Raw genomic sequence first — 13,730 nt, 5'->3', positions numbered from 1 at the left:
TAAAACACCTGCTAAAGTTTCATGGTGCAGAGTGTCCCATTTGTCCAGCTTCGATCGCATATGTGGCTGCCCGTCCGCCGTGCTCTCCGGCTCGCGCCGCTCGGCGACATCTGGCACAAACCCGCGCTGAGCGCCGTGGCGGCACTCGCCGTGGTCCAGCTCACCCTGCTCGCCGCCGACCGGCTCGACCTCGTCCTGTACGCCTCCGCGGGCGCGATGTGCGCGCTGTACGGGCACGCCCTGCCGTACGCCGCGCGGGCCAGGGCGCTCGCCTGGGTGGTGCTGGGCATGCTGTCGAGCACCGCGATCGCGCTGGTCACGGCCGCGCTCACCGACTCGGTCGCCATCAGGGTGGCCGTGGCGGCGGCCCTCGCCGGGCTGCACAAGGCGGCGTGCGACGCGACCAGGATCGGGCCGCCGGGGAACGTCGTGCTCACCTTCATGGCGGCCGCAGCGGCGTTCGCGCCGCAGCGGCTCGGCGACGTCCCCCTGCACGTCGGGATCGGGGTGGCCGGAGGGGCCCTCGCCTGGATGGTGGGAATGGCCCCCGCCCTGGTCCGGCCGAGCGGCCCGGCGCGGATCGCGGCGGGGCGGGCGCTGGAGGCGGCGGCCCGGCTGCCGCGCGCCCGGGCCGGGGACCGGCACGCTCTCCGGCGGCCGCGGCAGGCCGCCGTCGCCGGTCAGGACGAGGCCGGGCCGGGCCGGACGACGTTCAGGCGGGTCCTCCTGGACGTGGCCGGCGACTGGCGGACCGTCGCGATGGTCACCGGGGGCACGGCGCTGGCGGGCTGGGCGTCGATGGCGCTCGGCGTCGGCAGGCCGTACTGGGCCGTCGTCACCGCGGCCGCGGTGTTCGCCGCCGGCACCACGGCGTCCTGGAACCGGGCCTTCCAGCGCGTCGTCGGCAACCTGCTCGGCGTCGCGCTGTTCACGCTGCTCGCGCCCCTGACCGGGCTCGGGCCGCTCGCGCTCGTCGTGACGGTGCTGGCGCTGCAGTTCGTGACGGAGGCCGCCATGACCCGCAACTACTGGCTGGGCACCGTGTTCGTCACGCCGATGGCCATCTTGATGACGGAGTTCGCGGGGAGGCAGCCGGTCGCCACGCTCGTGGCCGACCGCTGGCTGGACACCTGCCTGGGCGTCGCCGCCGGGCTGCCGGCCTGCCTCCTCCTGCTGCACCGGCGGGCGGCGCACCGGCGGGGACGGACGGCGAGGACACGAGGACGCGCCGCCCTCGCCCGGCTGTCCACGCTCCCCATGCTCCCCATGCTCCCCGTGCTCCGCACGCTCCCCGCAAGGAGCGCGCCGGCCGGCTCAGCCCGTCAGGCCGGAGGCGGTCGCGATCAGGCCGCCGTCGACGACCAGGTCGTGCCCGTTGACGTAGGACGCCTCATCTGAGGCGAGGAACGCGACCGCGTCCGCGACCTCCTCGGGCGTGCCGACGCGACCGGCGGCCACGGCCGCCACGACGGCGGCTTCGGCCTCGGCGGAGATGTTGTCCTCGAACATGGGGGTGCGGATGTAGCCGGGGCTCACGGAGTTGACCCGGATGCCGCGGGACGCGAGGTCGGCGGCGAGGGTACGCGCCAGATTGTGCACGGCGGCCTTGGTCGCCGCGTAGAGCGAGGCGCCCGGAAGGCCGCGGTGCAGCGTCCAGGAGGCGTTGATCACGATCGCCGCGCCGTCGGGCAGCAGCGGAAGCGCCTTCTGGATCGTGAAGAACACCCCCTTGACGTTGATGTCCACGGCCCGGTCGAACTCCGCCTCGGTCACGTCGCCACCGTGCCGGAACGAGGCCACACCGGCGTTGGCGAACACCACGTCCAGGCGCCCGTACCGGTCACGGAGCCCGGCGGTCAGCGCGTCCAGGTCGGCGAGGCCCGTCACGTCGCAGCGCACCGCGAGCACGCGGTCCCCGCCGCCTGACTCCTCGGCCGCGGCGTCCAGCCTGGCCTGGTCGCGGCCGGTGATGACGACCCGCGCGCCCTCGGCGAGCAGCCGCCGCGCCGTGGCCAGGCCGATTCCGCTCGTGCCGCCGGTGACGAGCGCGATCTTGTCCTCGAATCGGGAGGTTCTCTGCGTCATGGGACTCAGCGTCCCAACCGGCGTCCGGCGTATACAGTGCGTGCTCAGCCTGTGAGTGCCACCACCACCCTGGGGGCGTCAGGCCGGGAGCCGCGCGAGCTGTTCGAGCCGGCCCTCGGTGCCGGGCAGCGGGTTGTACAGCTCCAGGTGCCAGTCGGGACGGCCGGCCACGGTCAGGGTCGTCAGGTCGAAGAACAGATCACCGGCCTCGGGGTGGCGAACCGCCTTCACGGCCTGCACCGGCGCGCCCACCTCGTGCCGCGCCCACAGGCGGGCGAACTCGGGGCTCACGGCGGCCAGACCGTCCACCACCCGGCCGAACTCCGGGTCGTCAGGAGCATGCGCCGCGTCGGCGCGGAACGCGGCCACCACGGCCGCCGCCACCGAGGCCCACCGCGGGTGCGCGGCCCGGTGTCGGGGGTTGGTGAAGAACGAGGTCAGACAGTTGTGGTCGGCGTCGTCGTAGCCGAACACCGCCCGCGTGGCGTCGTTGACGGCGAGCAGGTTCCAGTACCGGTCGCGGAGGATGGCCGGGCGCGGCGCCCACGCCTCCACCAGCCGCCGCAGTTCCGGGGTGACGGGAGCGCCGGGCGACCCGCCCTCGCCCGGCGGCGGGTTGAGACCGGCCAGCAGGTACAGGTGCGCGCGCTCGGGCCCGTTCAGGCGCAGCGCCCCGCTGATCGCGTCGAGGACCTCGGCCGAGACGTTGATGTCGCGGCCCTGCTCCAGCCAGGTGTACCAGGACACCCCGACGCCGGCCAGCACGGCGACCTCCTCACGCCGCAGACCCGGAGTCCGGCGCCTGCCGGCCGCCGCCATGCCGACGTCGCCGGGCGTGAGCCGGGCCCGGCAGGCGCGCAGGAAGTCGCGGAGCTGCTCACGGCGGCCGTGCCGCCCCCTCTGGGAGGACTCGCTGGTCATGGATCGAGGAACAACGACGCCGGGCCCGCGCTTCCTCCCCCGGAGCGCCGGGGCCGGGCGGAGAGGGCGGGCTCGCGCGTACGATCGGAGTGATCAGGAAGCCGTACCCGACAGGAAGGACCGGCACGTGGAGGACGCCATGGCGGTCGCGCTGCGCCAGTGGCGGCAGGTCCTTCCTGACGCCGACCTCGACACGATCGCCGTCATCGGCAGGATCAACCGGTGCGCCGCGCTGCTGCAGCACGCGGCGGACACCCCGCTGGGACGGGCCGGGGTGAACCGGTCGGAGTACGACATCCTCTGCGCGCTCTTCCGTGTCGGCGGTGAGCTGACTCCCGGCAGGCTGGCCAGGGAGACGTTCGCGTCGGGCGCGGCCGTGACCAAGCGGATCAAACGCCTGGAGGATCTCGGCCTGGTGGCCCGGCGCGCCGACGAGCGGGACCGCCGGGTCGCCCACCTCTCGCTCACCGACAGCGGCAGTGACCTGATCAGCCGGCTGCTGCCCGAGCAGCTCGCGTACGAGAACGGGCTGCTGTCCGGCCTGCCTGACGACCGCGAGCGGCAGCTCGCCGAGCTGCTGGCCGAACTCCTGCTGCTGCTGGAAGGCCGCCTCGGCGGCATGATCGGCTGACAGCCCGCCCGCCCGCGCCGTCGCCCCCCAGCGGCATCGCGGCGGGCCACGGCGGGGAGCTCGGCGACCACCTGACGTCGCCCTACCGCCCCCGGGAAGGACTGCGCGGCCAGGAACTCCTCCCAGGTGCGGCGGCCGACGGCGCGCTCCGGGGCGAGGTTCGCGCCCGCCCGGTACGCGGCCGCCGCCCTGCCCGGCGTCCTGACCGGCAGGATCAGGCGGCGCCTGCCGCTCGCCCGCAGGTAGTCGCGGGCGAGGTCGTCCATCCCGTACACGCGCGGCCCCGCCAGGTCGGGCACGAGGCCCGCGGGCTCGCCGAGGGCGAGCTCCGCCAGCCGGGCGGCCACCTCCCCCGAGTCGACCGGCTGGAACCGGACGCCCGCCCACGTCGGGATCACCGGCAGCTTCGCCATCTGCCCCAGCGTCGCGAGGATCCACTCGTGGAACTGGGTGGCGCGCAGCGTCGTCCAGCCGACGCCGGACTCGGCGACGACGCGGAGCACGCGCACCTCGCGGCCGGTGGCGCGCAGCAGCGGCACGACCTGGCGGCCCAGCGTGCCCGTGCCACCGGTGACCAGGATGGAGGACGTCATGACTGCTCCGAACTCGTACGGTCCAGGGGCCTCGCGCCCCGGTCCCTCATGGGTCTTCACTGCCTCGACCCCTGGCACGGATCGAACGTGACACGACCGCCCGAGAATTTCTCGTCCGGGAGGGGGAGCAGGGCCGGTGACCAGCACGACAAGCCCACCGACGACCCTGAACGACCCCACGGCGGACGACCCGTCGAGCGACGAGAGCTTCCCCCCGGAGCGCCCCGCACCCCCGCCCCCACACGGGAGGCAGGGGCGCAGCCGGTTGGAGGGGATGGTCAGGCTTCTGCGAAGAGGCGGTCGTAGGCGGTGGAGTGGCGGCCGGCCATGAAGGCGAGGAACTCCCGGACGAAGGCGCTGCGCGAAAGACGCCCGTCGCCGCCGCGCGGCTCCCCACCGCGCGGCTCCCCACCGCGCGGCTCCCCACCGCGCGGCTCCCCACCGCGCAGTTCGCCCCCGCGCAGTTCGCTGCCGCGCAGTTCGCTGCCGAAGGCCGTGCGGAACAGCATGCGGTACTCCTCGGCGCTGACGCTCTGGTCGTCGTCGCTGTCGGTGGCGTCGAACAGCACCTCGGCGACCCGCATCAAGGCGGGGCTCGCCAGGGTGGTGACCGCCGAGGCGTACTCCTGAGCGGTGATGCGCCCGTCGCCGTCGGCGTCGAGACCGGAGTGGAGCTCCTGCCACCAGGCGGCGTACGCCGTGAAGAGGCGGTTCTCCATGTCCTCGTCGAGGTCGAGGCGGGAGGCGATCTCCCTGGCCATGGCGGCGAGGTCGGGCCAGTCGAGGTAGCCGTCGCCCGTCTGGTCGAGGACCTCGGCGAAGAACGCGGCGGCCGTGCGGCGGGCGGAGCCGCCACCCCCGCCGCCGCCCCCGCCGCCCCCGCCGTCGGCCCCGGCCCCGCCCTCGGCCGACCCGGCTCGCGCCGCGGGCTCCGCATGCGCGGGGCCGTCGGAGGCGTCGGACGCCTCCGCCCACGGGGACGGCTGGGCCTGCGGCTGCGTGAGCAGGCGCAGCAGCTCGCCCGCCCGCGCCGCCTGGTGCAGCAGCGCCCCCAGCACCCTGGTGGCGGGGTCGGGGGCGTCGTCGTCGCCGGCGTCGAGGACGCCGAGGACGGACGTGACCCGCGTCAGGGCCGGAGGCAGGACGCGGGTGGCGACACCCGCCGCCAGGTACGCCCCGCGCATGAGCGCCTGCGCCGCCGGTGTCACGGTGATGCCGGCCTGCCGGCGGTAGCTCTCGGGGAGCGAGGCCACAGTGATCGCGCTGCCCACCGGGCCCACCACGGCCCGGATCGCGGACCAGAGGGCGGGGTGGTCGCGCAGCAGGGGCGGCGGCGGCACCTCGGCGAACACCCGGTGCAGCACGGCCCTGACCGCCTCGTTGTCCTCCAGCCGCTTGCGGATCACCTCGTCGTAGTAGTCCCAGAACTCGGGGAGGGTCGGCGGCAGGTTGCCGGGGTCGTCGCCCATCAGGGCGAGCAGGCCGCGGAACTCGGCGTACATCTGCTCCTGCTCGCCGGTGCCGAGCGGCCGGCCCCCGAGGCGGCACATCGTGACGGTCGACTCGAACAGCGTGGCCATCACCCAGGCCCGCGCCTCGGGGTCGGTGGCGTCGTACGGGCGGCCGTGGGAGTCGGTGCCGGAGATGCGGGCGTGCAGGCGGTTGAGCCGGTGCGCCTCGCGGAGGCGCACCTGCTCGTCGTCGCCGACCAGCCGCTGCGTGCTGGTGATCGTGTTGCGCAGCCGCCGCCACGGGCGGGCGACGAACGTGGAGTTGCCCGTGAGCGCCCCGCCGATCGGCGGGTACGCCGCCTCCAGCACGCTCGCCCTGCTCGCCGCCAGCCCCCAGCGTGCCTCGTTGCAGTACTGCCGCAGCAGCGGGTAGGACCCGCCGGCGGCGTCGGTGGTGCCGGACATCTCAGCTCCTTCCTGTCGTCGCGGCGGGTGCCGCGACCCCTGCGGTGCGGGCGGGCGCCCCGACGCCGCCGAAGCGGCGCTCGCGCCGGCGGTAGGCGTCGAGGCATTCCCAGAAGTGCCCGGCACGGAAGTCGGGCCAGAGCACCTGGGGGAACATCCATTCGGCGTAGGCCACCTGCCAGAGCATGAAGTTGGAGATGCGTTGCTCGCCTGACGTGCGGATGACCAGGTCGACGTCGGGGGTGTCGGGGTGGGGCAGGTGGCGGGCGAAGCTCTCCTCGGTGACCTGCTCCGGTGGCACCCCCTCGCGGATGAGGGAGCGCGCGGCGCTCACGATGTCGCGGCGCCCGCCGTGGTCGAACGCCACGGTCAGGGTCATGCGTGTGTTGCCCGCCGTCAGCGTGGTCAGGGCGTCGATGTCGGCGGCCAGGGACGGCGGGATCCTGGTGTCGGCGTCGCCCAGGAACCTGCACCGGATGCCCCGGGCGTGCAGCATCAGGGCGTGTTTGCGTACCACGCGCTGCACGAGCCGCATGAGGAAACGGACCTCTCCCTGCGGGCGCCCCCAGTTCTCGGTGGAGAACGCGAAGAGGCTCAGCCACGGGATGCCGGCGGCGTGCGCGGCCTCGATCACGTCGATCACGGCCGCCTCGGCTGCCCGGTGGCCGTTGGTGCGCGGTGACGAGCGCAGCGCCGCCCAGCGCCCGTTTCCGTCCATCACGCACGCGACATGGCGCGGCAGACCGCTCACCGCTTCCCGCCCTCCCCTTCGACCGCCGGCCACCTGACGTGGCGCCCACCGAGACCGCCCGTTGGGCAGGGCTTTAACTGTAGCTTACGTTCAGTGCTCGAAACATCACTGACCGTGTCGAGGGGCGGCGGCTCCTGTCACAGCGACGCCTTCAGTCCCGAGCCGCACAGCGGCGCCACGACCGTGCCACCGAGCAGGGGCGAGCCCTCGGCGCGCAGCCGCCGCACGGCCGCGTACGGCACGGCGGCCGTCGGCTCCACCCACAGCCCGCGGGCGGCGAGCGCGGCGTGCGCGGCGGCGATCTCGTCCTCGGCCACGGTGACGACCCCGCCGCCCGTGGCCGCCACGGCCTCCAGGACGCGCGACCCCCTGGCCGGGGCGGCGACGGCGATGCCTTCCGCCACGGTCGGGAGCGCCGCCCGCACGGGCTCGGGCTCGGGGCGTCCGGCGGCCCAGGCGGCGGCGAGCGGCGCGCAGCGCTCCGCCTGGACGGCCACGATCCGCGGCACGCCGCCGCTCAGCCCGGCGGCACGCAGCTCCTCGAAGCCGCGCCAGGCCCCCAGGACGAGCGTGCCGTTCCCCGCCGGGAGCGCCAGCACGTCCGGGACCGCCCCGCCGAGCTGCTCGAAGACCTCCAGCGCGAACGTCTTGGTCCCTTCGTGGAAGTACGGGTTGTGGACGTGGCTGGCGTAGAACGCGCCCGTCTCGCCGACCCGGGCCATGGCGGCGGCAGCCGTGTCCTCGCGCGACCCCTCGACCACGGTCACCGCCGCGCCGTGCCCCCTGATCTGGGCCAGCTTCTTCTCGCTCGTACGGGCCGGCACGAACACCTCGGCGGGCAGACCGGCGCGGGCGGCGTACGCGGCGGCGGCGGCGCCCGCGTTCCCGCTGCTGTCGGCCACCAGCCGGGTCGCGCCGAGCGCCCTGGCCAGCGCCACCAGCACGACGGCGCCCCTGTCCTTGAAGGAGCCGGTGGGTGACGCGTACTCCAGCTTCAGCCGCAGCCCGCCGTCCTCCTCGACGAGCGGGGTGCCGCCCTCGCCCATGGTGACCTCCCGCCACGGCAGGTCGCCGGCGTCCAGGTAGCGCCACAGGGACGCGGTGTCGCGGCGCGGCGGCCACGGCAGGGCGGCGGGCGGCAGGTCGAGCAGGCCGCCGCAGTCGCAGCGCCAGCGGTCGGCCGTGGGCCGGTACGTCCGGCCGCACCGGCACGAGTAGGCAGTGATCATGACCTCATCGTCACCCGGGGCCGCGGCCCGCACCACCCCCACGGGTCAGGGCACCGGGTGCCAGGCCTCGTCCTCGGCCGCGAGGTCGTCGAACAGGTCGAGCGCGTCCGGCAGGCCGGGCACGGCGCACTCCTCGCCCGACAGCGACAGCTCCGCCCACACGGCCTTGCCCCTCCTGGTGAAGCGGGTGCCCCAGCGTTCGGCCAGCCGCGCGACGAGGAACAGGCCGCGCCCGCCCTCGTCGGTGACGGCGGCCCGGCGCGGGCGCGGCGACGTCTCGCCCGCGTCCCACACCTCGCAGATCAGCGTCCTGTCGAGGATGAGCCGCGCCTGGATGGGTTCGGCGCCGTAGCGGATGGCGTTCGTGACGAGCTCGCTGAAGATCAGCTGGGCACTGAACCCCAGCTCCTCCAGGCCCCACTCCGCCAGGGCCCGCGCGACCTGCGACCGCATCGGCGGCACCATCGCGGGGTCGGGCGGCAGATCCCAGCGGACGACCCGGTCGGGGCCGGCCACCCGCGTGCGGGCGACCAGCAGCGTCGCGTCGTCGGCCAGCGGCCCCGCCGGGACGCCGTCCAGCACGCAGGCGCAGGTCTCCTCGGCCGTGGCCGCGGGCCTCCCCAGGGTGCGGCGCAGCCGTTCGACGGCCGCCGCCTGGTCGCCGTGCCCGGCCACCAGCCCGTCCGTGTACAGCACCAGGCTGCTGCCCTCGGGCAGCTCCAGCTCGGCGGTGTCGAACGGCGGCCCGCCCCGGCCGAGCGGCGGCCCCGCCGGCACGCGGGGCACCTCCACCTCGCCGGAGGGGCGCACCACGGCGGGCGCCGGATGGCCCGCCGACGCGATCGCGCAGCGCCGCGTGGTGGGGTCGTAGACCGCGTACACGCAGGTCGTGCCGATGACTCCGCGGTCGGACGGGGCGTCGGGGGCGGGCTCCTCGCCGTCCTTCCCGGCCCGGCCGCCCTCCTCGCGGGCCATGCGCAGGACGAGGTCGTCCAGGTGCCCCAGAACGTCCTCGGGCGGCAGGTCGAGCGCGGAGAAGTTGCCGATCGCGGTGCGCAGCCGGCCCATGGTGGCAGCCGCGTGCAGGCCGCGTCCGGGGACGTCGCCCACCACGAGGGCGACCCGCGCGCCCGACAGCGGGATCACGTCGAACCAGTCGCCGCTGGCCCCCTCCTCGGCGGGCAGGTAGCGGTAGGCGGCCTCGACGGCGTTCTGCTCGGGCAGGCTGCCGGGCAGCATGCGGCGCTGCAGCGCCAGCACGGTGGCCCGCTCGCGGGTGAAGCGGCGGGCGTTGTCGATGCAGACGCCGGTGCGGGCGCCCAGTTCCTCGGCGAGCCAGAGGTCGTCGTCGTCGAAGGGCAGCGACCTGCTCGACCGGGTGAACGTCGCCAGGCCCAGGACGGTGCCGTGGGCGCACAGCGGGACGGCGATCACCGAGCGCGGCCCGTCGCCGTTGCCCGCCGGGACGGACCACATCACCGGGTCGCCGCCGGACAGGCATCTGGCCTGCTCGGCGCACAGGCGCCGGTCGACGGGCTCGCCGGCCTGCTCGGGGACGTGGACGCCCGCCGCGCCCTGGACGGCCACGCGGCGCAGCCCGGCGCACGGGTCGCCGCCCTCCTCGCCGCGCAGGACCGCGTCGGGGAGGTCCACGGTGACGAGGTCGGCGAACCGCGGCACCGTCACCTCGGCGAGCTCCTGCGCCGTACGGACGGCGTCGAGCGTCTGGCCGATGCCCATGGCCGCCTCGAACAGCAGCCGCAGCCGCCGCCGCGCCGACACGGCGAGCTGGCCGACGCCCGGTTCGCCCGCGAGGAACAGGGACGGGTCGGTGAGCGCGGGACGCGCCCGCGCGGCCTCCGCCGACCCGTTCACCGGTGAGCCGCCGCCCGCCTCCGCGCGCGGGGCCTCCGGGGACGGCCGGGCGGCCGGCGGGCCCCCGGACGGGACACCCCGAGGCGGTGGGGCGGACGTCGCCGGGAGGTGCAGGCGGGCCCCGGACTCGGGAGGCGGCGCCAGGGCCCCGACCGTCTCGGGCGTGCCGAGCAGGGGCACGTCCGCGAACGGCCGCCAGGACCCCTCGCCGATCCTGACCTGCGCCACCACCCCGACGAGCCCCGTGGCCTCCACGCGCGGCACCGCCCGCAGGACGGCGACCCCGCCGTGCGACAGCGGCACCTCGACCGCCGCGCGCCGGCCCCGGGCGATCAGCTCCATCGCCTTCTCCTCCAGCATGAGGCGGTCGCCGCGCGGCAGCCGGCCGATCGCCGGCTCCTCCTCCGCCTTCGGCGGCGGCACGTCGCCCGCGCTCATGAACGCCTCCAGCAGGCTGCGTTCGCGCTCGCTGCTCTGCTCCAGCAGGCGCTGCTCGACCGCCTCGGCCACCTCCCTGGCCATCGTCTCCATGGCGGGATGCGCCCGGCGCGCCAGGCTGCAGATCGTCACGACGCCCCAGGCCCGGCCGCTCAGCGGGTCGAGGATGGGCGCGCCGACGGCGGCGAACGGCTGCAGGCACGCCGCCATGTGCTCGTACCCGGAGATCGCGAAGGCGCGCCGCTCGAGCAGGGCGCTGCCGATGGCGTTGCCGCCGAGGCGGTCCTCGGCGTAGCACATGCCGGGGATGGCGCGGTTGGCGTCGAGCGCGCGGAGCAGGGAGCGGTCGCTCGCGTAGCGCAGCACCATCCTGGCCTGGTCGTCGGCGAGGATCAGGCCGACGTCGGCGTCGGCGATGGCCGCCCGCCTGCGCTCGAACACGGGCCTGGCGGCGCGGACGAGCGGGGTGTCCAGGTCGAGCTCTTCGGGCTCGGTGAAGCCGAGGCGCTCGGGGACGAGCCCCCTGTCCTGGCTCCGGCGCCACGAGCGCAGCACCGGCGGGCGCACGCGCCCCTCGACGGTCTCCCCGCCGAGGAAGCGCTGCAGGATCCGCTCGGTGTACTGGGCGCCGCCTCCGGCGCCCGCCGTGCCCTCGTGGCCGGTTGTCGGCTTGGTCACGCCTGATGCATCTCCCCCAAGATGGGTATCAGGGCGGCTGGAAATCAACCCAAAGGAGTCTATTCCTCACATACTCCACCAGACCTCAGGAAACAGTGTCATCAATCGGCAAAAACCGGCCCGGCCCGGGAACCGACCAGCGCGGCCGCCTCCGCAATCCCCGCAGCCGCTGCGCTGCCGGGCGCGACGCGCGACCGCCGAAGGCGGCTCGGAGGTGACAGAGTTCACACGGCGGGCTCCTCCGCGGTGAGGCCGCGTACGCGGTCGCGGAAGGCGCGAGCGCGGGCGCGGAGCGCGTCCAGGTCGCCGCCGTGCGGGGCGTCGCCGAGCACCTTCATCGCCTCGCGCAGCGCGGTCGAGCTGACGCCGAGCCGCGCCTGCAGGGCGGAGACGTCGAGGCTGTCACCCTCCCTGACCTCTCCACCGAAGATCATCGCAGCGATCGCCTCGACCGTCTGCCCGTGGAGCCCCCGCCCCCGTACGCCGTCGTCATGCAGAGTCCTTCACTATGCTCCATCCACCGTCCACGACGACGCCGGCGCCGGCGCCGGTCATGAACGCGGCCTCGTCCGAGGCCAGGAACGCGATCACCGCGGCGACCTCGCCGGGCGTGCCGAACCGCCCGAGCACGGTCGCGCGCACGCTGCCGGCCCGCCCCTCGTCGTCCACGCGGTCCCAGGCCGGGGTCATGATCGGCCCGGGGAGCACGCAGTTCACCCGGACGGCGGGGCCGTACTCGACGGCGAGCTGCCGGGTGAGCGCGGTCAGCCCGCCCTTGGCCGCCGCGTACGCGGGATGGCCGGGCAGTCCGACGAGGGCGTGCACCGAGGAGGTGAGCACCATCGAGCCCGTCTCCATGCGGGGCAGCAGCGTGCGGGCGGCGAGGAACGCGGCGGTCAGCCCGACGCCGAGCTGCCGGTTCCAGGACTCCAGCGTGGTCTCGTGGGCCGGGGCGACCTCGACGGCGGCGGCGTTGCTCACGATCACGTCGATCGGCCCCCACGCGGCGACGCGCTCCCAGGTGTGCTCGGCGGAGACGTCGCCGCGCAGGTACTCGACGCCGCCCGGCGCGCCCTCGGGGGGCGCGGGGGCGACGTCCACGGCGAGCACGCGGGCGCCCTCGGCGGCGCGCACCGGGTGGTCGTTGTGGTTCAGCAGGAACAGGTCAGGCCCCGGCCGCCCGGCAGGCGAGCTGCAGCGCGAGCCGCTGCTGCGGGTCGTCCAGGTCGGCCTGGAGCAGCGTCTCGATGCGGCGGATGTTCCTGCTCACCGCGTTGCGGTGCAGGTGCACCTCCTCCGCCGCGCGCGCCGGCGAGCCGTGGTGGTCGAGGTACGCGCGCAGGATGGCGAGCAGGTGCCTGGCCCGCTCACCGCCCAGGTCCAGCACCGGCTGGAGCAGGTCGCGCACCGCCTGCTGCGCGGCGTCGGAGGCGTACCACTCCTCCAGCATCCGGTCCAGCCCGGCCAGGTCGTACGTGGCGAGCGGGGCGGAGCTGCGGCGCAGCGCCGTACGCGCCTCCGAGGCGCACGTACGCAGCCCGAGCAGCCCCTGGTGGGCGGTGCTCACGCCGCACCGCAGCCGCGCGCCCGCCGGGCGCACCCGTTCCATCAGCCGCGCGGCGTCGCGCACCGCCTCGCGCGGCCCCGCCCGCCCGGGGTCGCGCGGCCGGCTGCGGACCACGACGAGCGCGTCACCGGCGATCGCGCCGTTCCACGACGGGCCGACCAGCTCCCGCGCCGCGCGGGCCGTGCGCGACGCCAGCGTGTCGAGCAGGGCGTAGCGCTCGGGGCCCTCGTCCATCACGGGCTCCAGGCGCAGCACGACGTGCCAGTCGTCGATCGGCAGGCCGAGCGCCCTGGCCCGCGGCGCCAGCTCCTGCGCCTGCTTCTCCGGCGCGACGAGCAGCTCGGTCAGGAGCTGGGCGCGCGAGCGGCCGGGCAGCTCGTCGGCCGGCCCGGCCGCGGCGGCCAGCGCCGCGAGCCTCAGCACGATCGACGCGGCCGTGCCGAGATGCCCGGCGGGCGCGTCGGCCGAGAACTCGTCGCCGTCAGCGCGTACCTCCACGCCGAGGGCGGCGCCCGCCTCCCGCGCGATGCGCTCGGGGACTCCGCCCGCGCCGCCCTGGCCAGCGCGTCCGACGCGTCGCCCGCGACCGCCCGTTCGAGCCCCGCGACCAGCCCCGCCAGGTCGGCGCCGTGGGCAAGGGCGAGCGTGACGCCCCCGCGCTCCGCCAGCGCCGCGGCACTGCGCGCGACCCCCGCCACCAGCCCCGCGGCCGCCGGGCGCGACGCGCCACCGGCGCCCGCGCCGCCCAGCGGGTCTCGATCGCCGAGGTCGCCGGTCAGCACGAGGGCCGCCGCCCCTGCCGCCGCCGCGTCGCGCAGGGCCACGTCGAGGCGGTAGCCGGTGGCCTGGACCGACGCCGCCCTGGTCAGCACGACGATCGAGCCGGGCGGCTGCGCCGCGACGTCCTTCAGGTCCTCCACCAGACGCACCCCGGACGCGTCGCGCGGCTCGCCGGGACCTGCCAGCACCATGAGCTCATCCTGCGGAAACATGCCTGAAGTGTGCCACGCGCACACCCGCGCCGCGAAAGAGGTGCTCGCAGTACA

The 13,730-nt window shown here is 75.7% G+C and carries 12 protein-coding genes; 2 read left to right on the top strand and 10 right to left on the bottom strand.

The window, feature by feature from the left end; translation table 11 throughout:
- Positions 1–60 precede the first annotated feature (60 nt).
- Positions 61–1,398 carry an FUSC family protein gene (locus BMX74_RS44975; RefSeq protein WP_091101158.1) on the top strand — a complete coding sequence of 446 codons (1,338 nt, stop codon included), beginning with the start codon at positions 61–63 and terminating at the stop codon, positions 1,396–1,398.
- On the opposite strand, the gene BMX74_RS16235 is transcribed toward BMX74_RS44975, so the two are convergent.
- Entirely contained in the window at positions 1,315–2,085 is a 771-nt protein-coding gene (locus BMX74_RS16235; RefSeq protein ID WP_055503365.1) for a glucose 1-dehydrogenase, read from the bottom strand. The genes BMX74_RS44975 and BMX74_RS16235 overlap by 84 nt on opposite strands.
- 78 nt (positions 2,086–2,163) lie before the next feature.
- Complete coding sequence (locus tag BMX74_RS16230; protein ID WP_091101155.1) at positions 2,164–3,006, bottom strand: helix-turn-helix transcriptional regulator; 843 nt, start codon at positions 3,004–3,006, stop codon at positions 2,164–2,166.
- A 127-nt stretch (positions 3,007–3,133) separates the two neighbouring features.
- Here BMX74_RS16230 and BMX74_RS16225 point away from each other — a divergent pair, with 127 nt between their 5' ends.
- The gene (locus tag BMX74_RS16225) at positions 3,134–3,637 is read left to right on the top strand and encodes a MarR family winged helix-turn-helix transcriptional regulator (protein ID WP_201784521.1); all 504 of its coding nucleotides are present in this window, start codon (positions 3,134–3,136) and stop codon (positions 3,635–3,637) included.
- A gap of 871 nt (positions 3,638–4,508) precedes the next feature.
- Here BMX74_RS16225 and BMX74_RS16215 read toward each other — a convergent pair.
- The 8 genes from BMX74_RS16215 to BMX74_RS44965 form a co-directional block, all read right to left on the bottom strand.
- Entirely contained in the window at positions 4,509–6,146 is a 1,638-nt protein-coding gene (locus tag BMX74_RS16215) for an oxygenase MpaB family protein (RefSeq protein ID WP_091101154.1), read from the bottom strand.
- Between the two features lies 1 nt (position 6,147).
- Positions 6,148–6,897: a polyprenyl diphosphate synthase gene (gene uppS, locus BMX74_RS16210; RefSeq protein WP_091101151.1), complete on the bottom strand. Its 750-nt coding sequence runs from the start codon at positions 6,895–6,897 to the stop codon at positions 6,148–6,150.
- Positions 6,898–7,034: 137 nt separating this feature from the next.
- Positions 7,035–8,126, bottom strand: a complete 1,092-nt coding sequence (locus BMX74_RS16205) for a pyridoxal-phosphate dependent enzyme (protein ID WP_055504076.1) — start codon at positions 8,124–8,126, stop codon at positions 7,035–7,037.
- Positions 8,127–8,171: 45 nt separating this feature from the next.
- Entirely contained in the window at positions 8,172–11,117 is a 2,946-nt protein-coding gene (locus BMX74_RS16200) for a SpoIIE family protein phosphatase (protein WP_218153966.1), read from the bottom strand.
- Positions 11,118–11,341: 224 nt separating this feature from the next.
- The gene (locus BMX74_RS16195) at positions 11,342–11,614 is read right to left on the bottom strand and encodes a GntR family transcriptional regulator (protein WP_256256981.1); all 273 of its coding nucleotides are present in this window, start codon (positions 11,612–11,614) and stop codon (positions 11,342–11,344) included.
- Complete coding sequence (locus tag BMX74_RS16190; RefSeq protein WP_256256972.1) at positions 11,607–12,251, bottom strand: SDR family NAD(P)-dependent oxidoreductase; 645 nt, start codon at positions 12,249–12,251, stop codon at positions 11,607–11,609. The genes BMX74_RS16195 and BMX74_RS16190 overlap by 8 nt, the downstream gene beginning before the upstream one ends.
- A 31-nt stretch (positions 12,252–12,282) precedes the next feature.
- Positions 12,283–13,182, bottom strand: a complete 900-nt coding sequence (locus BMX74_RS44970; RefSeq protein WP_218153965.1) for a PucR family transcriptional regulator — start codon at positions 13,180–13,182, stop codon at positions 12,283–12,285.
- On the bottom strand, positions 13,101–13,676 hold the full coding sequence (locus BMX74_RS44965; RefSeq protein WP_143078678.1) for a hypothetical protein: 576 nt from the start codon (positions 13,674–13,676) through the stop codon (positions 13,101–13,103). Before BMX74_RS44965 ends, BMX74_RS44970 begins: the two co-directional genes overlap by 82 nt.
- Positions 13,677–13,730: the final 54 nt, after the last annotated feature.

Source organism: Nonomuraea pusilla (genome assembly GCF_900109355.1).
GTDB classification, from domain to species: Bacteria; Actinomycetota; Actinomycetes; order Streptosporangiales; family Streptosporangiaceae; genus Nonomuraea; species Nonomuraea pusilla.
Note: the sequence above shows the minus strand (reverse complement) of the source record. Positions and strands in the feature narration are given on the sequence as shown.